The organism is Actinoplanes sp. CA-030573 (genome assembly GCF_050951115.1).
In the GTDB taxonomy this organism is placed as follows: Bacteria; Actinomycetota; Actinomycetes; order Mycobacteriales; family Micromonosporaceae; genus Actinoplanes.
In genome coordinates, this window is record NZ_CP192038.1 from 2,304,223 (window position 1) to 2,322,519 (window position 18,297).

Here is an 18,297-nt window from a genome sequence, read left to right on the forward strand (position 1 = left end):
GCGCCATGGAAGCAGTGATCGGCGTACTAGTCATCGTGATCGTGGTGTTCGCCATCGTCACGCTGCTCCGGTCCATCCGCATCGTCCCGCAACAGCGGATGGACGTGGTGGAGCGCCTGGGCAAGTACAAGCGGACCCTCACTCCGGGCCTGAACGTGCTGGTCCCGTTCGTCGACGCGGTCCGCAGCAAGGTGGACATGCGCGAGCAGGTCGTCTCCTTCCCGCCGCAGCCGGTGATCACCTCCGACAACCTGGTCGTGTCGATCGACACGGTCCTGTACTTCAAGGTCGTCGACCCGGTGCGGGCCACCTACGAGATCTCCAACTTCCTCCAGGCGATAGAGCAGCTGACGGTCACGACGCTGCGTAACGTGATCGGCTCGCTCGACCTCGAGCGGGCGCTGACCAGCCGCGAGGAGATCAACCGGCACCTGTCCAGCGTGCTCGACGAGACCACCGGCCGCTGGGGCATCAAGGTGACGCGGGTGGAGATCAAGGCGATCGAGCCGCCGCCGAGCATCCGCGACTCGATGGAGAAGCAGATGCGGGCCGAGCGGGACCGGCGGGCCGCGATCCTCAACGCGGAGGGCCACAAGCAGGCCCAGATCCTCACCGCCGAGGGCGAGAAGCAGGCCGCGGTGCTGCGGGCCGACGGTGACCGGCAGGCCCGGATCCTGCAGGCCGAGGGCCAGGCCAAGGCGATCCGGACGGTGTTCGACGCGATCCACCAGGCGAACCCGTCCCAGAAGGTGCTGGCCTACCAGTACCTTCAGTCGCTGCCGCAGATCGCGAACGGCTCGGCCAACAAGGTCTGGATCGTGCCGACCGAGCTCACCAAGGCGCTCGACGGTCTCGGGGGCGCGCTGGGCGGCCTGGCCAACATGGCCGGCGACAAGCCGGCCGAGACGGTCAACGCGGCCGAGGTGGAGCGTGAGGCGGCCGAGGCGGCGCAGGCTGCGGCGGAGGCGGCGGCCCAGGTCGACGAGCAGGTACGGGAGGCGGAGGCCCAGGTTTCCGGCGACCCCGACCGTACGGCCGCCTTGCCCGCACCGGATCCGATTCCGCCGTCCGCCGCTCTCGGTGGGGCCGACTACAACGGAGTCGCCTCCCGCGAGCGGGCCTGATTTCCCTTCTCAACCGACGCGGCCGGCCCGGGATCTCCCGGGCCGGCCGTGGTCTTGTCAGTCCTCTGTTCCTCGGTTCTCTGTTTCTCAGTCCTCCTTGGAGGCGGTCGGGTCGTCGCTCGGCTCCGCGCTCGGCTCCTCGCTGGGGGCCGCCGACGGGTCGGCCGCGCCGCCCTGGTCGCCCGCGCCGCCCTGGTCGCCGGCGCCCACGCCGGCGGCCGCCTTCGCGTCGGCCAGCGCCAGGCAGGCCTGCAGCAGCGACTTCTGCGCCGAGGTGACCGCCGCGGCCGCCGCCGCGCCGGCGTCGGCACCGGCGTTGGCGTCCTCGCCCGCCTGGTCCGCCGCCTTGCCCTTGCCCTTGTCCTGGGCCTGGGCCGCCTTTGCCTTCGCCTTCTTGGCCGACTTCAGCGCCTTGGCCCACTTCGCCGCGAGCTTCTTGTTCGCGGCCTTGGCCGCCGCCGCGCCCTTCTCACCCTGCGCCTTGCCCGCCTCACCCGCTTGCTGGCCCGCCTCCTGGCCGGCCTGCTCGCCGGCCTGCTCGCCGGCGTCCTGGCCGGCCTGGCCCTCGGCCGCCGCCGCGTCCGCCGCGAACGTGTCGCACGCCGCCTCGAGCGCCTGCGCCGAGGCCGCCGCCGCGTCACCCGCGGCCTGCTCCTGCTGCGGGGCGAGCTTCGCACCGTCGCAGACCACGTCGCCGCCGCTGATCTCGAGGGCCTTGCACTGCGACACGTCGAACTGCTGGCCCTCGACCACGATGACGTCCGCCGCCTTGGGCGTCGTGCTCGCCGAGGCGAGTTGAACGCCGGCCAGTCCGGCCGCCGCCAGGACGCCACCCACGACGACGGCGCCGATCACCTTCCGCCGGTGGGGGCTCTGGTTCCTTCGGTACGCGCGCGATCTCATCATCACTCCTCGTAGGTGGACGTCGATGTGGTCGTTGGCCCCCTGTACGGACCTCACCCGCGGCCGGGTTCAACGCCCTCGACGGCCGCAACCCGCGGACGGCAGTGTTTCCGCAGCTCAGAGGCGCGACGAAATTTTTCGAATTAAACGCGTGGGTGACCGGTGAGTCACGATCAGCGCCGGGACCGGATGTTCGTGCTCGACTTCAGGGAGTTGCCCGAAGGCGCCGTGGCCGACCTCGAGCCCGGTCACCGTCATCGCCTCCCCTCCGACGTACGATCCCGGAATTTCACGATTTAGCTGCGCAGGTCGCTCGCTTTTGGAATGCTCGTCCCAGGATCCCGACGGTTGCCCCCGGGCCGCTCGGCTTGAGCCCACGCGAGGCGGAGCCATGAGCACCAGCCATCACCACACGGCGAGCGGCCGGCCATTGCGGGTCGCGCCGGCCTGGGTCGGGGCCGCGCGCCCGGCCGCGGGCTCGAAGGATCAAGAGCATCTCCTTCCCGTACGCGAGGCCGTCTGGATCTGGTCGGTCCGGCGCTACGCCCGGCTGGCCCTCTGGGCGCTCCCGTGCGCCGCGATGCTCGACGGCTGGCTGACCCTCGGCATCGACACCCCACCCGGCCCCATGCCGGTGAGCCTGGCCGCCGACTGGCTGGCCATGGTCGCGATGATCGCCCTGGCCGCGCTGCTCTCCGGCTCCCGGACCCGCCGCTCGGCATTGACCGGCCTGCTGACCGGCCTGGCCGGCACGATCATCGCCCTGCCGCTGGCCGCCCTGACCCTGGTCGCCCCGCCCGGCGGCCTCCTGCCCCCCGGCGCCCCGCTGACCGCCGACCAGCTGGATACCGCCCGCCTGGTAGCGGCCGCCACCTCGGGCCTGGGCTGGCTCCTGCTCGGCTGGGCCGTCTTCCGCTCCAAACTGGTGAACCCGGCGGACGGCATCCTCCTGATGCTGGCCGCGGCGGCGATCGGCGCCGGCGCGTACGCCCAGAAGCCCCTGCCCACGGTAGGGGCTCTTTTGTTGCTGGCCGCCGGCACCGGTCTGGCCTGGACCGGAAGCCGGCTGATTCCGCGAGCTTGACCGGCCGCCCGGCCGCCCGGCCGCCCGGCCGCCCGGCCGCCCGTTCGCCCGGCCGCCCGTCCGCCTGACGTCCGCGCCGCGGCACCCCCCCCGCCCGGTCCGGCGCCCCCGCCCGGCCCGGCCGCCCCCGCCCGGCATCCCCGCCCGGCACCCCCGCCCGGCACCCCTGCCCGGCACCCCCGCCCGCCAGGCCGTCCTCGCCGCTCTGGCATCCCGCGGTCCGGCTCGTCTTTGACCGCTCTGGCACCCCCCGTCCCGCCCGACTGCCAGTGCCGGCCATCCCCCAGCCGCGCCCGACCGCCGGCGCCAGCCATTTCCCCGGCCCCGCCCGAACCGTCGCGTTCCCAGACGGCCGAGGCTGCCCCCCGTTGGCGCCGCCTACTCAACCCCACCCGGTTCTGGGTGGGGGTCGAGTAGAGCAGCTGCCTACGACACTTTCGCCACGTTGTCCACATGCGCGCCGGCGTCGTCCCGGGAACCTTCCGGCGGCAAGTTGGCTCGTCCGGTGACGGCTTTCTGTCGTACCCGGGTGGCATGCTCCGGAGGACGGCTCGCGAGGGGCAGCGCCGGCGGAAGGAGCAGGGCATGACCAAGGTGGTCGCCGACATCTCGGTGTCGCTGGACGGGTTTGTCACCGGGCCCGATGCGAGTCCGGAGCTGGGGCTCGGCCGCGGCGGAGAGGGCCTGCACACGTGGGCGTTCCAGTCCGACGCGATCGACCGGGCGGTGCTCGAGGAGTCGACCGCCGCCACCGGGGTGGTCATCATGGGCCGGCGGCTGTTCGACGTGATCGACGGCCCCGGCGGGTGGAACGACGAGGTCGGCTACGGCGCCGGGCTGGCCGCGCAGCCGCCGGTGCTGGTGGTGACCCGCACCCCGCCGGATAAGGTGCGCCTGGCCGACCGCATGACGTTCGTAGTCGACGGCATCGCCGGCGCCGTGGCCAAGGGCGTCGCCATGGCCGAGGACCGCGACGTCGTCATCATGGGCGGCGGCGAGACCGTCCGCCGTGCCATCGAGGCCGGCGTCGTCGACGAGTTGCGCCTGCATCTGGCGCCGATCCTGCTCGGCGGCGGCACCCCGCTCTTCGAGGGCGCGGCGCCGCGGCAGCTGCGGCAGATCCACGTCCGGGCGTCCGGCTATGCGACGCACCTGACCTACCGCATCGATTGATGGCCGACGGCCGCCCTCGTGTGCTGAAGAAGAGCGCGGCCACGAGGAAAAGCGTGGCGCGCTAGGAAACCGGCGACACGCCGGCGGAGCGGAGGAAAGCGACCGCCGCCGGCGTGGGGTTGAAGTCGCTCCAGGCGAGGTATTCCACGCGTCCGGGGCCGTCTGTCACCGGAATCGTCTCCAGGCCGGGAATGCCGGCCACGAAGCGGGCAGGGAGCAGCGCCACGGCCAGGCCCTGACGGATCAGGCCGATGATCAGGTCGGTGGACATCGCCTCGAAGGCGACCGTCCGCTCCAGGCCGGCGGCGGCGAAGGCTAGGTCGCTCTGCGCCCGGCCGGCGGTCGCGGCCGGGAAGTCGGCGAACGGCTCGACTGCCAGGGTCGGCAGGTCCACGCGGTCGAGGGCGGCCAAGCGGTGGTCGCGGGCCACGACGGCGACGTGCTTGTCGTGGTTCAGAGCGCGGAAGCGGACGCCGCGCGGCTCGGTCGTCTCCGGCAGGCCGAGCACGGCCACGTCGACGTCCCCGGCGCGGATCGCGGCGGTCAGGTCGTCGCTGCCGGCCGAGCGCAGGACGATGCGCACCCGCGGGTGGGCATGGTGGAACTCGCGCAGCGTGGCCGGCAGGTCGATGCCAGTCACGGTCGGGATGATGCCGACCGCCAGGCGTCCGCGGATCTCGCCGGTGGCCGCCGCGGCGTCGGCGGCGGCACGCTCGGCGGCCTCCAGGCACGCACGCGCGGCGGGCAGGAACGCTTCGCCGGCGGCGGTCAGCGCGACTCGCCGGCTGGTGCGGGCGAACAGCTTGGCGCCGAGCTCACGCTCCAGCGCGGCGATCTGATGACTGAGCGCCGACTGTACGACGAGACATTGCCGGGCCGCCCGCGTGAAGTTGCCCGTCTCGGCGACCGCCAGCACGTACCGCATCTGCTGAAGTTCCACCTATCAATCGTCATACGAGATTGCTGCTGTGAAAAGTATGTGTTGGACTCATCAATAGCCGTGGGTCGACGCTGGTGGCATGACCATCACCGCGCCACATCCGGCCCCGGCTACGGCGACCGGACGAGCGACCACCACCGCCGTCACCGCCCTGGCGCCCGCGGTCTGGGGAACCACCTACGTCGTCACCACCGAGCTCCTGCCCGCCGGCCACCCGATGTTCGCGGCGCTGATGCGCGCGCTGCCCGCCGGCCTGGTCGCCCTCGCTCTCACCCGTACGCTGCCCAGCGGCATCTGGTGGTGGCGGGCGCTCGTCCTGGGCGCGCTCAACATCGGCGCGTTCTTCCCGCTGCTGTTCCTGGCGGCCGAGCGCCTGCCCGGCGGGGTCGCCGCCACCCTCGGCGCCACCCAGCCGATCATCGTCGCCCTGCTGGCCGTCGCGGTCCTCGGCGAGCGCCTGTCGATGTGGCGCGTGGCCTGGGGCCTGGTCGGGGTGGCCGGTGTCGGCCTGGTCGTCCTCGGCCCGGCCGCCGCCCTTGACGCCACCGGCATCGCCGCGGGTCTGGCCGGCGCCGTCGCCATGGCCTTCGGCGTGACGCTGACCAAGCGCTGGGGCCGGCCCGAGGGCGTGCGGCCGATGGCCTTCGCCGGTTGGCAGCTGACCGGCGGCGGCCTGGTGCTCCTGATCCCGACGGCCCTGACCGGTGGCGTCCCGGCCGGCATCGACGGCCCGGCGATCGGCGGCTACGTGTGGCTCGGCCTGGTCGGCGGGCTGCTCGCGTACACCCTCTGGTTTGCCGGCCTGCGGGTCCTCCCGGTGACCGCGACCGCCCTGCTCGGCCTGCTGTCGCCGCTGGTCGCCGCAATCGCCGGCGCCGTCCTCCTCGGGCAGACGCTGAGCGCGCCGCAGCTGCTCGGTTTCGCCCTGGCCCTCTCGGCGCTGCTGGCGGGCCAGCTCACCCCGCAGACCGTGCGCGTCGCCGCAAGGCGGCGGTAACCCCACCCCACCCGTAACTGGGTGGGGAAGACATCAGCGGCCGGCTACGACATTTCTCGAGCGGCTGTCCACAAGAGCCTCACGAGCACGGAATGCCGTTCACCGAGCAGGAGGACGGACGATCCGATCCGCCGGCGAGGTCGAAATGGAACTTGAGCTCGGCGGTCGAGGCGGCGGCGAGCGGCACCGACGACGTCCAGACGAACGTGTGCCCGCGCTGGACCAGCGTGGGCTGGGGGAGCGACTCCAGCCACGAGGTGCGGAGGTTGCCCGGATAGGTGAACGTGACCACCCAGTCCTGGGGCGCGTCGGTCCGGTTGGTGAGCAGCACCTCGCCGATGAAGCTGTCCGGATAGGAGCTCAGCACGTGGTAGCTGCCGCCGACCGCCGGGACCGTGCGGGGCGGGCTGATGACGGCGGGGAGCGTGCGGGCCGGCCGAGGCCGGGGACGGGACTCGGCGGCAGGGCCGGTCGCGGCCTCGGCGGCGGGCCTGGTCGCGGCCTTCTCGGTGGCCTTCCCGGTGACGGACGGCAGGAGGCTGACCGGGGCCGGCGGGCCGGCGAGCGTGCCGGGGAGGGTGAAGGCGGGGTCTGGGGGCGGGAGGGTCCGGCTGCGGTCGTGCCCGGGGGTGAGGCGCACGATCGTGATGACCGTGATTCCCACCAGAGCGGCAATACCCAAGATAGTTAAAAGAACTCGGATATTGGCGGATTTATCGTGCACGGCGGTAAGGGTAGCCAGGGGGAAGTTCAGCGGCAAAGCTCCCAGAACGCGATGGCCGCCGCCGTCGCCACGTTGAGTGAGTCGACGCCGTTCTGCATCGGGATCGCCACCCGCACGTCGCTCAGGGCGAGCGCGGCCCGGGTCAGCCCCGGCCCCTCGGCGCCGAGCATCAGCGCCGGGCGCGCCCGGTCGGCGGGGGAGAGCTCCTGCAGGTTCACGGTGTCGTCGCCCGGTGTCAGGGCGAGCAGGCGGAACCCGGCGCCGGAGATCTCCTTGAGCGCCTCCGGCCAGGCCTCGGCCTTGGCGTACGGGATCGCGAAGACCTCGCCCATGCTCACCCGCACCGCCCGCCGGTAGAGCGGATCGGCGCAGTTCGGCGAGAGCACCACGCCGTCGATGCCGAGCGCGGCGGCGCTGCGGAAGAGGGCGCCGAGATTGGTGTGCGTGTTCAGCCCTTCGAGGACCGCGAGCCGGCGCGCCGACGCCAGCAGCTCGCTCAGCGTGGGCAGTTCGCGCCGGTGGAACGAGGCGAGCACCCCGCGGTGCACGTGGAAGCCGGTGATCGACTCCAGGACCGGCGGCGTGGCGGTGTAGATCGTCGCCTCCGGCGGGAGGTCCTCGAACTGCTCGACCCGCTTCTCGTCGACCAGGATCGACCGCAGCCGGTAGCCGGCGCGCAGGGCACGACGGATGACGAGCTCGCCCTCGGCGATGAAGAGCCCGTTCGGCGGCTCCCATCGCGTGCGCAGCTCGAGGTCGGTCAGCGCGCGATAGTCCCCGATCCGCGGATCGTCCGCGCTGTCCACCTGATGTGCCGGCATCGGACCATTCTGCCGGTGGGCGTGCGTCAGCCGCTGCGGCGGTTCCCGTAGTCCTTGCGGGCGGGCACCGTGCCCCGGCCGTGCGGCTGGCTGGCGCTGTGCGTCGTGACCTCGCCGTGGTGGTGCTTCTTGCTCTTCGCGGCCCGGCGGGCGGCCCGGTTCAGGAACTCCTCGGGCTGCTCGGCCTGCTCGTCATCCTGCTGCTGCGGCGCGTCGGACATGACTGCATTATGGCCCGTGCGGGCGGCCTGATCACGCCCGACCGGCGAAGGACGCCGAGCGAACGCCCGGCGCGGCCGGACGGCCGGGCCGTGCCGGACGGGACGCCCGCTAGGGTGGGCGGCATCATGCCGACCACCGAACGACTGGTGCTGCGCGACTGGCGCGCCTCCGACCTGGACGCCTGGGCCGCGCTCAACGCCGACCCCGAAGTGCGCGAGTACTTCCCCGAGGTGCTGACCCGGGCGCAGGCCGGCGCCTCGATGGACTACTTCCAGCAGGGCCTCGACGAGCGGGGCTGGGGCTGGTGGGCGGTGGCGCTCGCGGGCTCCGACCGGCTGATCGGGATGGCCGGGCTCGACCCGGTCGACGAGGAACTGCCGTTCACCGGCGTGGAGATCGGGTGGCGGCTTTCCCGGGCGGCCTGGGGGAACGGTTACGCGACGGAGGCGGCGGCGGGCGTTCTCGCGTACGCATGGGAAGCCCTTGATCTTGCGGAGGTGCTCGCGATCGCCGCCGCCGGGAATGTTCGCTCGCACGCGGTGATGCGGCGCCTGGGCATGACGTACGTCGAGGACTTCGACGATCCGACCCAGCCGCCGCATCTCGCGCGTTCGGTGCTCTACCGGATCACCAAGCCCTAACGGCCCCGGCCGGTCTGCTCCTGCAACTCATCGATCTTGCGGGAGGCCTCGGCCTTGGTAAGGCCCTCCGGCGCCGGCTCGCCCGCCTCGGTGGCGAGCGTGTGCAGGTACGACTCCTGCGCGCCGGTGGCCGGCTCGTCGCCCGTGGTCCAGTCCTCCGGGTCCTTCACCGGGCTGCCGGCGGTGGCATCCTCTCGGTCCGCCATGGTGTCCTCCTCACAGACGTCTCGAACATCTGTGCCACTACCCCGTGATCGCCCGGTTTACTCCGGTGCGTCGTGATGGATGTGCTCCGGGGCGACGCCGAGCTGGTGCAGGGCGGCGCTGGTGGCGGCGAGCATGAGCGGGGGACCGGCCAGGTAGACCTCGTGGCGGGACCACTCGCCGTAGGCGGCGACGGCGTCGGTGACCAGGCCGGACGCGTACGGTCCGGGGTCGCCCTCGGAGACCACCGGCACCACGGTGGCGCGCTTGGCGGAACGGGCGATCTCGGCGATCTCCTCGATGTCGTAGAGCTCGGCCAGATTGCGTACGCCCCAGAAGAGCACCGCCGAGCGCGGGTCGCCGGTGTCGGCCAGTTCCCGCAGCAGCGCCTTGAGCGGCGCCACGCCCGTGTCACCGGCGATCATCAGCACGTTCCGGTCCGGGCTCTCGGGCAGGCCCATCTCGCCCTCGGCCCGGCTCAGCCGCACCTGGTCGCCGGCCCGGGTGCGGTAGACCAGCGTCCCGCTCACCCCCGAGTGCGTCTTGGCCCGCACGTGCAGCTCGATCACGTCGTCCCGGCGGGGCGCGCCCGCCAGCGAGTAGGGCCGCCAGATGCCCGGCAGCTCGCGAACCTCGATCCGGGCGTACTGACCCGGGCGGAAGGGCATCGGCAGGTACGGCCGCAGCCGCACCACCGCGAGGTCGGGGCGCCGGAGCTCGTGCGAGACCACCGTCGCGGCCCAGGTGACCGGCTCACGGTCGGCCGTCGTCGCGCCGTGCCGGATCCACTCGTACGCGTGCTGCCAGGTCGACCGCCACGCGAGATCGAGCTCCTCGCCCCACTCGCCGGCCGGCGTGCCGGCCCGGATCGCCTCGGCCAGCGCCGCGCCCACCAGCCGCAACCGCTCCGGCGCCACGCCGCACTCGGCCAGCGCCGCGCCCAGCTGCGCGCACCCGCCGACCAGCGCGGGCGGATCGTCGAGGTGCTCGACCAGCCAGACGAGCCCGTCGGCGAGCCGCCCGGTCCGCACCGACGCGTCCCCCGGCAGGGCCGCCGGCAACTCCGGATCGGCCTGCAGGAGCGCCGCGTGGAAGCGTTCGGCCACGTGCTCGGGCCCGCCCGCGTGCACGAGGCTGGTGCCGAGCAGTCGCTTGGTCTGCCGCAGCAGGGCCTCGTCGGCCGGATCCATGCCGTCGGCCGACGGCGAGCGCCCGGGGGAGGCGACCATCGGCGGCGAGATCCGCATGCCGGGCAGGTGGGGTGCGGTGGTCTCGGCGCCGGGCTGGTCGGCCGAGGCCCAGAGGGGGCGTGCGATGGTGTTCTCCGTTTCCGGGCCGCGCCGCAGAGGCAGGCCCGTGAAGCGATTGCGGAAGAGCCGGTCCGCCCGCTCGGCGGCGGGCAGGGGGCCGGTGGGGGGTGCGGGCGGCGCGAGATCGGCCGGGGGTGCGGGCGCCAGGTCGGCCGGGCGTCCGGTGCCGAAAAAGCCCGCCGCCTGCCTTCGCAGCCGAGCATCATCGGTCGTCGGCGCGGCCTCGATCTCGGCCTCGATCTCGGCGCCGGGATCAGCGGCCTCGGGATCAGCGGCCTCGACGCCCGCCGCTTCGACGCCGATCTCCGGCGCCGGGCTCACCGCCCACCCGGGCCGGGGCATCAGCGCCCGCTCGCCCTCCGGGCCGGCCGGCAAAGCCGCGTGTCGCTCGCCCGGCGGAAGTGCGCCCGGGAGAGGCCCGCCCGGGGCCGGCTCGCCCGGAGGCAGCTCGTCGGGCCTTCGCTGCCGCCCGCCGCCCTCGCCACCCTGGGTCAGGGCGGCAGCCGCGTCGGCGACACCGGCGGCCACCGCGTCGGGAGCCGCCTGCCGCAGCCGGATGGCGCGCAGCAACGCCAGCAGGTGCGGGTCCGCCCCCGAACCCGAGCTCGATCCGGACGACACAGCCACACCCCCGCTCCAGCGGATCACGCGAACAGTACAACCGTACTGCCCCGTCCTCCCCGTCACCGCCGGGATGTCATCAGCCCAACACGGAGCGCGCCGGCCGGCGCGCGGTCCCTCGCTGATCACCGATCCACCGTGATGCTTAGGCTGCTCAGCCATGAGTGAGACGACCGTGGATGCGGGAGAGCCGGACCCCCGCGCCGTCGCCGCCGAGCGGATGACCTTCTTCGCCGACGCCGTGATCGCCATCGCGATCACGCTGCTCGCCCTGGAGCTGCCCGTTCCCGAGAGCGCGGACATCCGGACCAACGCCCAGCTGTGGGACGCCCTGCGCGAGGGCCGGCAGGAGTACCTGGCGTTCCTGATCAGCTTCTACGTGATCGCCATGCACTGGGCGGCACATCACCGCATCTTCCGGTACGTCACCCGCCTGGGCCGGGGCATGACGCTGCTCAGCCTGCTGTGGCTGCTCACGATCGTGATAACGCCGTTCGCCACCAAGCTGCTGAGCACCGGCGACGGCGCCATCCAGCTGCGCATCGGCATCTACGCCGGCATCCAGGCGGTCGCCGGCATCGTCTTCCTGTCGATGGTGCTGGTCATCCAGCGGCAGAAGCTGTACCGCGACGACACCCCGCCGCACCGGTTCGCCAACGCCTACTGGGGTGCGGGCGCGCAGGCGGCCGGCTTCCTGATCAGCATCCCGGTCTCGTTCTTCGCGTCCGACTACGCGTTCGACCTCTGGATCCTCGCCCCGATCGTCACCGCGCTCGCCCGGCGCCGCATCGACGCCCGCCGGCGGCGGCATCCGGTTGACAGTTCCGGCGATCATTTGTAACGCTTTCCCGGCTGCACCCACGCAAACGAAGCGGCAGCACCTACTCGGCATGAGGGAATGACGCCAATGATTCGGGCCGGCCTGCTGGCCGCCTGAGCTCCGAAGGGGCGCACGGCGGCCGGACGTTTTCCGTTCGTCTCCGTCAGTTCTTCCTTTCTCATGCATCGAGGTCTTGTCTTGAACGTGGATGCCCGCATCCAGGAATCCGTCGTCGCCAACCTCTCCGGCCGTCCCGCGCCGATCGAGACCGGCCCGTTCGTCATCGGCGTCGATCCGGGCACACCGAGTCCCGGCATCAACTACGCCACGCCCCGTCCGGGCTCGGTCATCACCGCATCGGATGTCGCCGATCTGGTGTCCGCTTTCCACCGGGCGGAACGGCAACCCCGGCTCGAGTACGTGACGAGCACCGCCCCCGATCTCGAACGGCTCCTGCTCGAGGCCGGATTCACCGTCGAGGAACGCCACGAATATCTGGTCTGCATCCCGGAAACGCTGTCGATCCCGCCCGCACCCGACGGTTTCGCCATTCGCGCGGCGGCGTCCGACGAGGACTTCGCCGGAATGGTGCGCGCCCAGCACGAGGGGTTCTCGGGCGAGCCGCAGGCGGTGGCGCCGCCCGCCGACATCGCCCGGATGCGCCGCCTGCGCGCCAAGGGCGGCATCGCGGTCGTCGCCGTCACCCCCGGCGGCGAGTGCGCCGGGGGCGGTCAGGCGGTGCCGCCGCATGACGGGGTCAGCGAGGTCGCCGGCATCGCGGTGCGGCCCGCCTGGCGCCGCCGGGGGATCGCGGCCGCCGTCACCGCCGAGGTGACCCGCCTGCTGTTCGCGGGCGGCGCCGGGATCGCGTGGCTCGAGGCCTCGGGGCCGGACTCGTGGCGGATCTACGAGCGGATCGGCTACCGGCCCACCGGCAAGCGCGTCTACATCGCCAAGGACGGCGCGGCGGCGTAACCGTTGCCGGACCGCGGTGCGGTGCTCACCCGGCGGCGATTCCGGCGGTCAGGAGATCGAGGCGTCGAGGATCTTCGCGTACGGGCCGGGAATGAAGTGGGGTCCGCCCGGAGTGAGCACCGCCTCGCGTGACGCCGCCGCCCAGGCCGTGGGTGGCACCGCCGCGCGCAGGGCGACCAGCACGGGTGCGTCGTCGGTGAGCATCGAGAGCGCGACCAGCGACTCCTCGACCTCGCCGACGCACTCGAACGGCTTGTGCGCGTCGATGCCGAGCAGCTCCAGGAAGCCCGGGATCTGCGTCTCGTCGGCGAAGAGGTCGTGACCGAAAATGTGCGTGAGGCGGGCGCGTTCCATGGCCGGCGCCATGGCCAGGAAGACGAACCGGCACTTCGGGCAGTCGCCGCACCAGCGGGCGGTCGGGTCGTGCAGCTTGAACGCCTTGTTGCAGCTGGTCACCACGTCGTCGTAGGCGTCGTGCCGGGCGAACAGCTGGGCGATGTGCAGCTCCGACAACGACCTCAGGAGGGAGAAGTACGGCTCCGTCAGCCCCGCGTGGGCGATGACGGCATCCCGCAGCAGGCCCTCGGCCACCACTCCCTTCGACCACTGGTGGTTGATCTCGTGACCGTTCCAGATCAGGTTGGGGTCGCTGGCCGAGCGCTCGTTCGACATCACCACCGGACCGAGCCCGTGCCAGGCCGCGGTGGCGATCGCGATCAGCGAGTTGATCGCGGTGACCGGGATGTGCCCGTTCAGCGCGCCGGCCTTGTTGAGCTCGAACAGCCGCGGGTCGAGCCGGCGGCGGGCGGCGAGGGCGGGCAGGCCGGAGGCTTCGTTGACCTCGACGATCACCTTGTTCGGGTTCACCGAGAACGGGACGGGGTCGAGGCCGGCCGCCCGCAGGATCTCCAGGGTGACGATCGAGTCCTTGCCGCCGCCGACCGCGGACAACGGCCGGCCCTGCGAGTTGTCCGTCTTCTCGGGCCGGGTGCTCTCTTCCGCGGGAACCTCGACCACGAGATCAAGAACATGAGCAAGGCGGTTCCGGTACGCGTACTCGGCCATGCCGTGGGTGTAGATCGCGGTGAAGAAGTCGGCCGCCTCCCGCGGGACCGGCTTCGGTGCGACGACGCGCGCCGGGGCGCCGACCTTGTAGTAGCTCACGCCGGCGACCACGTGCAGGAGATCGAGCACGCGGTGGAACGCGGCGGGGGCGGGGTTCTGCGAAACGGGGAAGGTGATCGTCTCGGTGAAGGCCAGGGGCTCGGGGCCGTCGAGCAGGTAGTCGAACGTCGCGACGCCGGTCTGCGGGTCGAACGCGTACGAGGGGAAGCGCATGACGTCGAACTGCACCCGGAACTCCTGTCTTGTGGCCGACCGGCAATACTAGTTCGACTCGACGAGGAGGGTTCGACGTGCGTCTGGCAGACCTGAGCGGCCGGTCGGTGGCGGTGTGGGGGACCGGGCGGGAAGGCCGGGCCGCGGTGAACGCGATCGCGCCGCACAAGCCGTCCCGGCTGATCGCCGTCGACGACAGCGCGAACTTCCTCTCCGTGCCGTGGGACGAGCTCGCCTCGGTGGCGCCGCTGGCCGGCGGCGACCACGCGTTCCCGGCCCTGGCCACGGCCGACGTGGTGGTCCGCTCGCCCGGCGTGCCGCAGACCCACCCGTGGATGAAGGAGCTCCGCGACCGCGGCGTCACCATCACCGGCGGGAGTGCCCTCTGGATGGCCGATCACGCAGCGCGAACCATCGGCGTCACCGGCAGCAAGGGCAAGAGCACCACCTCGAGCCTGATCAGCCATCTGCTGTCGGCCGTCGGCCGCCCGAACGTCTTCGGCGGGAACATCGGGGTGCCGCTGCTCGACCTGCCGACCGCCGCGCAGTACGTGCTGGAGCTGTCCAGCTATCAGTGCGCCGACCTGACCGACTCGCCGCGGGTGGCCGTGGTGACGTCGCTGTTCCCCGAGCACCTCGACGCGCACGGCGGCGAGCGGGAGTACTACCGCGACAAGCTCAACCTGCTGCGCCACGGCCCCGAGATGATCGTCGTGAACGGCGCCGACCTTCGCCTGCGCGACGAGATCCGCGGGATCTGCGACCTGAACGGCTTCCCGCCGATCCCGGCCGGCGCCGACGACTCCCGGTTCCGTGTCTCCGACGAGTGGGTGTACTGCTCGGACGCGCCGCTGTTCCACCGCGAGGCCCTGCACCTGAAGGGCGCGCACAACGGCCGCAACCTGTGCGTCGCGCTGGCCGTGCTGGACGGCCTGGGCGTCGACGTGCCGGGCATGAAGGACGAGCTGCAGGCCGCGGTCGAGTCGTTCGAGGGCCTGCCGCACCGCTTGGCCGAGATCGAGGACCCGTCCGGGCTGACCTTCGTCGACGACACACTGTCCACCAGCCCGTACTCGGCCATGCACGCGATCGAGGCGTACGCGAGCCGGCCGCTGACCGTGCTCGTGGGGGGCACCGATCGCGGGCTCGACTACGCACCGCTACGTGAGTTCCTGACGTCCCGTGAACTCACCGTGATCGGCATCCCCGACTCCGGTCCCCGCATCCTGGAGGCCCTGGAGGGGCTCGAGAGGATCCGCCTGGAGAACGCCGAAGATCTCCCGGCCGCGGTGCGGCTGGCCCGCGACCTGACCCCGAAGGGCGGCGTGGTGCTGCTGTCACCGGCCGCGCCGAGCTACGGCCGGTACCGCAATTTCGAGCACCGCTCCGAGGCTTTCGCCGCCGCCATCCGCGAGTCCGCGTAGCTTCCGCCGTCCCGCCATCCCTGCTCCGCAACCCAAGAAACCTAGCCTCCTAGGATGCCTTAGCCGTCGTGCCCGGGACCCGCCGTGACCCGCGGTCGGGCGAGTCCTCCACGCGGACGGTTCCGCGACGGTGAATCCGGCGTTCGAGCGTGTGCGCCGGCGCGTTTTTGGAACACCCGACCGCACGTCCACCCGCCATCCACCCCTCGGCCCCACCCGCCCGCGACCCCGCGGCAGGACCCTCGGCGAGGGCGGGTTGACCAGCGACGAAACAGCCGGCGAGCCCGCGCGCCCCGGCTCGCCGCGATCGATGGGAGCGCACCCACCCCGGCGCGGTAAATCTTTTGATCTTGTTTCCGGCGGTTGCGGCGGTGTTTCGAACCCATCGAGAGATCAGCCCTTCGGCCCAAGTGGCATCGGCCGAACGGGGGCGGCTGGGCGGCCGAACCAGCGAGGACAAAACCGGGCAAACACCTGCATGTGATGGCGGTCACGCCGTAAAGAACATTTCCGGATCGATGGCGGTCAAGTGGTGGCGCTGTAACGCGCGTTCATCGGCGCAGGTCAGGTAACGGTTTGAAAACTTCGCCCACGGCCTTGACACAGGGGGGCGGTTAGTAAGAACTTTTACCGCGACAGTAAACAGTCCTTCCTGAAAGGGTGGCCAATGAGCGAGCCAGAGATGGACGGCGCCGCGGCGACCGCGGTTGTCGACTCCCTGGTCGCCGATCAGGGCCAGCCGTCGGACGGTGTCCTGCTGCGGGTCCGCTCGCTGCTGCCGGAGTTCACCGGTGCGCTGCGGCGGGTGGCCGAGCAGGTGCTCACCGACCCGGCGGCGGCTTCCCGCGCCACCATCGTCGAGCTCGCCGAGCGCAGCGGCACGTCACCGGCCACCGTCACCCGGTTCTGCCGCGCGCTCGGCTTCGACGGCTACGCCGATCTGCGGCTGGGCATCGCCGCCGAGACCGGCCGGGCGCGCTCCGCCGGCTGGACGGTGGACATCGGCCGCGAGATCCAGCCCAGCGATCCGCTCGAGCGGGTTCTCGGGCAGATCATGGCGGCCGACACCCGGGCCATGCACGACACCGCCGCGCTGCTCGACCTCGCCGAGGTGGAGCGGGCCGCGACGGCGATCGCGTCGGCGCGCCGGGTCAACATCTTCGGCGCCAGCGGCAGCGCGCTGGTCGGCGAGGAGATGCAGTTCAGCCTGCACCGCATCGGCGTGCCGGTGTGGGCCTGGACGGACGTGCACAACGGGCTGGCCAGCGCCGCGCTGTCCCGCCCCGGCGACGTCGCGCTGGGCATCTCCCACTCGGGGGAGACCGGCGAGACGATCGAGCTCCTGGCCGAGGCGAGCAGCCGGGGAGCGACCACGATCGCGCTGACCAGCTTTCCCCGCTCGCCGCTGGCCGAGCTCGCCGACATCGTCCTGCTCACCGCCACCCAGGCGACGACCTTCCGGCCGGACGCGCTCAGCGCCCGGCACCCGCAGCTGGTCGTCCTCGACCTTCTCTATGTCGCGGTCGCGCAGCGGACCCACGAACGTTCGCACGCGGCCTTCCAACGCACCGCGCAAGCCGTCCACGGTCACAAGGCCGCCAAGGACGGAACCACCCCTTAAATCCCCTCGAATACCGAAAACAATGGAGGAAGCGTGAAGCGCAAGTTCGTGGCAGCCGCGGCTATGGCCGCTACGCTGCTCGGCGCCGCAGCGTGCGGTTCCAACACCGATGACTCCCCCACGACGTCCGCTTCCGGCCCGGTCGACGGCAAGGGCAAGACCATCAAGGTCTGGCTCATGGTCGACGCGCAGAGCGCGTGGAAGGGCGTTGTCGACGACGCCAGCAAGCGGTTCACCGACGCGACCGGCGCTCAGGTCACCGTCGAGTACCAGCAGTGGGCCAACCACCTGACCAAGCTCGACGCGACCCTGGCCGGCTCGGACGTGCCGGACGTGATCGAGCTCGGCAACACCGAGTTCCCGAAGTACGTGTTCTCGCAGGCGTTCGCGGCGATCAACCCGGCCGACTACGAGAACTCGGGCACCTGGCTGGCCGGCCTCAAGGGCGCCTGCGACTTCGAGGGCCAGACCTACTGCGTGCCCTACTACGCCGGCGCCCGGGTGCTGATCTACCGCACCGACCTGTTCAAGAAGGCCGGCATCGCGGCCGCCCCGAAGTCGTACGACGAGTTCCTCGCCGACGCCGACAAGCTCCAGACCGCCCAGAAGTCGGACGCCAAGTTCGGCGCCGTCTACATGCCGGGCCAGTACTGGTACGCGGCGATGTCCTGGGTCAAGTCGACCGGCGGCGACATCGCCAAGCAGGACGGCGACAAGTGGGTCAGCCAGCTGTCGCAGCCGGCCTCGATCCAGGGCCTGCAGCGCTGGGTCGACATGGTCAAGAAGTACTCGAAGGCCGACGTCACCAAGAACGAGAACGACCAGGCCGGCATCTTCGCGCAGGGCCAGGCGGGCATGTTCTACGGCAACGCCTGGGAGCAGGGTGCGGCCGAGCAGATCAAGAAGGACCCGAACGACCCGAACTCCCCGCTGGTCGACACCAAGGTCAAGGGCAAGCTGGCCGCCGCGCCGATGCCCGACGTCCCGTCCTTCCTCGGTGGCTCGAACCTGGGCGTGGCGGCGAAGAGCCAGAACAAGGAGCTCGCCGCTCAGTGGATCAAGTACTTCACCGACAGCACCTCGATGGCCGGCCTGATCAAGGCCAACGCGCTGCCGAACTCGACGGCGCTGCTGGACAAGGCGGCCACTGACAACCCGTCGATCGCGCCGGCCGCGCTGGCCGCGAAGAGCAGCTGGTTCACGCCGAACGCGGAGAAGTGGGCGGACGTCGAGAAGGGCAACATCCTGCAGACGATGCTCACCGACATCCTGACCGGCAAGAAGTCGGTGGCCGACGGCGCCAAGTGGGCCGACGACCAGATCAACACCACGCTCAACGAGAGCTGACTCCCTCG

Annotated in this window: 19 protein-coding genes; 10 read left to right on the top strand and 9 right to left on the bottom strand. The window is 71.9% G+C overall.

Annotated features, from left to right (window positions below):
* The first annotated feature begins 5 nt into the window (after positions 1-5).
* The gene (locus tag ACQP2F_RS10775) at positions 6-1,124 is read left to right on the top strand and encodes an SPFH domain-containing protein (protein ID WP_433302996.1); all 1,119 of its coding nucleotides are present in this window, start codon (positions 6-8) and stop codon (positions 1,122-1,124) included.
* 87 nt (positions 1,125-1,211) lie between these two features.
* Here ACQP2F_RS10775 and ACQP2F_RS10780 read toward each other — a convergent pair whose 3' ends face one another.
* Entirely contained in the window at positions 1,212-2,027 is an 816-nt protein-coding gene (locus ACQP2F_RS10780) for a hypothetical protein (RefSeq protein ID WP_433302998.1), read from the bottom strand.
* A 117-nt stretch (positions 2,028-2,144) separates the two neighbouring features.
* Positions 2,145-2,285: a hypothetical protein gene (locus ACQP2F_RS10785; protein WP_433302999.1), complete on the bottom strand. Its 141-nt coding sequence runs from the start codon at positions 2,283-2,285 to the stop codon at positions 2,145-2,147.
* 133 nt (positions 2,286-2,418) lie between these two features.
* Between ACQP2F_RS10785 and ACQP2F_RS10790 the strand changes: the two genes are divergently transcribed.
* Both ACQP2F_RS10790 and ACQP2F_RS10795 read left to right on the top strand, forming a co-directional pair.
* Positions 2,419-3,111, top strand: coding sequence for a hypothetical protein (locus ACQP2F_RS10790; RefSeq protein ID WP_433303001.1), 693 nt, complete (start codon positions 2,419-2,421; stop codon positions 3,109-3,111).
* A 585-nt stretch (positions 3,112-3,696) separates the two neighbouring features.
* On the top strand, positions 3,697-4,284 hold the full coding sequence (locus tag ACQP2F_RS10795) for a dihydrofolate reductase family protein (RefSeq protein ID WP_433303002.1): 588 nt from the start codon (positions 3,697-3,699) through the stop codon (positions 4,282-4,284).
* Positions 4,285-4,345: 61 nt separating this feature from the next.
* Here ACQP2F_RS10795 and ACQP2F_RS10800 read toward each other — a convergent pair whose 3' ends face one another.
* Positions 4,346-5,224 carry a LysR family transcriptional regulator gene (locus ACQP2F_RS10800; protein WP_433303003.1) on the bottom strand — a complete coding sequence of 293 codons (879 nt, stop codon included), beginning with the start codon at positions 5,222-5,224 and terminating at the stop codon, positions 4,346-4,348.
* 79 nt (positions 5,225-5,303) lie between these two features.
* Here ACQP2F_RS10800 and ACQP2F_RS10805 point away from each other — a divergent pair, with 79 nt between their 5' ends.
* Positions 5,304-6,221, top strand: a complete 918-nt coding sequence (locus ACQP2F_RS10805) for an EamA family transporter (protein ID WP_433303005.1) — start codon at positions 5,304-5,306, stop codon at positions 6,219-6,221.
* Between the two features lie 79 nt (positions 6,222-6,300).
* Here the strand turns inward: ACQP2F_RS10805 and ACQP2F_RS10810 are convergent, their stop codons facing one another.
* The 3 genes from ACQP2F_RS10810 to ACQP2F_RS10820 all read right to left on the bottom strand — a co-directional run bounded on the left by ACQP2F_RS10810 (position 6,301) and on the right by ACQP2F_RS10820 (position 7,987).
* On the bottom strand, positions 6,301-6,885 hold the full coding sequence (locus tag ACQP2F_RS10810) for a cellulose binding domain-containing protein (RefSeq protein ID WP_433303007.1): 585 nt from the start codon (positions 6,883-6,885) through the stop codon (positions 6,301-6,303).
* A gap of 86 nt (positions 6,886-6,971) precedes the next feature.
* The gene (locus ACQP2F_RS10815) at positions 6,972-7,766 is read right to left on the bottom strand and encodes a TrmH family RNA methyltransferase (protein ID WP_433303009.1); all 795 of its coding nucleotides are present in this window, start codon (positions 7,764-7,766) and stop codon (positions 6,972-6,974) included.
* Positions 7,767-7,792: 26 nt separating this feature from the next.
* Positions 7,793-7,987: a hypothetical protein gene (locus ACQP2F_RS10820; RefSeq protein ID WP_433303011.1), complete on the bottom strand. Its 195-nt coding sequence runs from the start codon at positions 7,985-7,987 to the stop codon at positions 7,793-7,795.
* A gap of 126 nt (positions 7,988-8,113) precedes the next feature.
* On the opposite strand from ACQP2F_RS10820, the gene ACQP2F_RS10825 reads away from it, so the two are divergent.
* Positions 8,114-8,629 carry a GNAT family N-acetyltransferase gene (locus tag ACQP2F_RS10825; protein WP_433303012.1) on the top strand — a complete coding sequence of 172 codons (516 nt, stop codon included), beginning with the start codon at positions 8,114-8,116 and terminating at the stop codon, positions 8,627-8,629.
* On the opposite strand, the gene ACQP2F_RS10830 is transcribed toward ACQP2F_RS10825, so the two are convergent.
* Both ACQP2F_RS10830 and ACQP2F_RS10835 read right to left on the bottom strand, forming a co-directional pair.
* Positions 8,626-8,835, bottom strand: coding sequence for a DUF3072 domain-containing protein (locus ACQP2F_RS10830; RefSeq protein WP_433303014.1), 210 nt, complete (start codon positions 8,833-8,835; stop codon positions 8,626-8,628). The genes ACQP2F_RS10825 and ACQP2F_RS10830 overlap by 4 nt on opposite strands.
* Before the next feature lie 57 nt (positions 8,836-8,892).
* Entirely contained in the window at positions 8,893-10,764 is a 1,872-nt protein-coding gene (locus tag ACQP2F_RS10835) for a globin (RefSeq protein ID WP_433303016.1), read from the bottom strand.
* A 160-nt stretch (positions 10,765-10,924) separates the two neighbouring features.
* On the opposite strand from ACQP2F_RS10835, the gene ACQP2F_RS10840 reads away from it, so the two are divergent.
* Entirely contained in the window at positions 10,925-11,605 is a 681-nt protein-coding gene (locus tag ACQP2F_RS10840) for a TMEM175 family protein (protein ID WP_433303018.1), read from the top strand.
* Between the two features lie 183 nt (positions 11,606-11,788).
* Complete coding sequence (locus tag ACQP2F_RS10845; RefSeq protein ID WP_433307449.1) at positions 11,789-12,559, top strand: GNAT family N-acetyltransferase; 771 nt, start codon at positions 11,789-11,791, stop codon at positions 12,557-12,559.
* A gap of 48 nt (positions 12,560-12,607) precedes the next feature.
* Here ACQP2F_RS10845 and ACQP2F_RS10850 read toward each other — a convergent pair whose 3' ends face one another.
* Complete coding sequence (locus tag ACQP2F_RS10850) at positions 12,608-13,897, bottom strand: hypothetical protein (protein WP_433307451.1); 1,290 nt, start codon at positions 13,895-13,897, stop codon at positions 12,608-12,610.
* Between the two features lie 77 nt (positions 13,898-13,974).
* On the opposite strand from ACQP2F_RS10850, the gene murD reads away from it, so the two are divergent.
* From murD to ACQP2F_RS10865, 3 genes are all read left to right on the top strand, one after another.
* Positions 13,975-15,321 (top strand): UDP-N-acetylmuramoyl-L-alanine--D-glutamate ligase, encoded by a 1,347-nt coding sequence (gene murD / locus ACQP2F_RS10855; RefSeq protein ID WP_433303020.1) that lies wholly within the window; start codon positions 13,975-13,977, stop codon positions 15,319-15,321.
* A 667-nt stretch (positions 15,322-15,988) separates the two neighbouring features.
* Complete coding sequence (locus ACQP2F_RS10860; protein WP_433303022.1) at positions 15,989-16,942, top strand: MurR/RpiR family transcriptional regulator; 954 nt, start codon at positions 15,989-15,991, stop codon at positions 16,940-16,942.
* Positions 16,943-16,975: 33 nt separating this feature from the next.
* On the top strand, positions 16,976-18,289 hold the full coding sequence (locus tag ACQP2F_RS10865) for an extracellular solute-binding protein (protein WP_433303024.1): 1,314 nt from the start codon (positions 16,976-16,978) through the stop codon (positions 18,287-18,289).
* Positions 18,290-18,297: the final 8 nt, after the last annotated feature.

Excerpts from the sequence above, each read along its gene's own strand:
- ACQP2F_RS10775 (WP_433302996.1), top strand. The coding sequence starts at position 6 with ATGGAAGCAGTGATCGGCGTACTAGTCATCGTGATCGTGGTGTTCGCC.
- ACQP2F_RS10780 (WP_433302998.1), bottom strand. The coding sequence starts at position 2,027 with ATGAGATCGCGCGCGTACCGAAGGAACCAGAGCCCCCACCGGCGGAAG.
- ACQP2F_RS10785 (WP_433302999.1), bottom strand. The coding sequence starts at position 2,285 with ATGACGGTGACCGGGCTCGAGGTCGGCCACGGCGCCTTCGGGCAACTC.
- ACQP2F_RS10790 (WP_433303001.1), top strand. The coding sequence starts at position 2,419 with ATGAGCACCAGCCATCACCACACGGCGAGCGGCCGGCCATTGCGGGTC.
- ACQP2F_RS10795 (WP_433303002.1), top strand. The coding sequence starts at position 3,697 with ATGACCAAGGTGGTCGCCGACATCTCGGTGTCGCTGGACGGGTTTGTC.
- ACQP2F_RS10805 (WP_433303005.1), top strand. The coding sequence starts at position 5,304 with ATGACCATCACCGCGCCACATCCGGCCCCGGCTACGGCGACCGGACGA.
- ACQP2F_RS10815 (WP_433303009.1), bottom strand. The coding sequence starts at position 7,766 with ATGCCGGCACATCAGGTGGACAGCGCGGACGATCCGCGGATCGGGGAC.
- ACQP2F_RS10820 (WP_433303011.1), bottom strand. The coding sequence starts at position 7,987 with ATGTCCGACGCGCCGCAGCAGCAGGATGACGAGCAGGCCGAGCAGCCC.
- ACQP2F_RS10825 (WP_433303012.1), top strand. The coding sequence starts at position 8,114 with ATGCCGACCACCGAACGACTGGTGCTGCGCGACTGGCGCGCCTCCGAC.
- ACQP2F_RS10830 (WP_433303014.1), bottom strand. The coding sequence starts at position 8,835 with ATGGCGGACCGAGAGGATGCCACCGCCGGCAGCCCGGTGAAGGACCCG.
- ACQP2F_RS10840 (WP_433303018.1), top strand. The coding sequence starts at position 10,925 with ATGAGTGAGACGACCGTGGATGCGGGAGAGCCGGACCCCCGCGCCGTC.
- ACQP2F_RS10850 (WP_433307451.1), bottom strand. The coding sequence starts at position 13,897 with ATGCGCTTCCCCTCGTACGCGTTCGACCCGCAGACCGGCGTCGCGACG.
- ACQP2F_RS10860 (WP_433303022.1), top strand. The coding sequence starts at position 15,989 with ATGAGCGAGCCAGAGATGGACGGCGCCGCGGCGACCGCGGTTGTCGAC.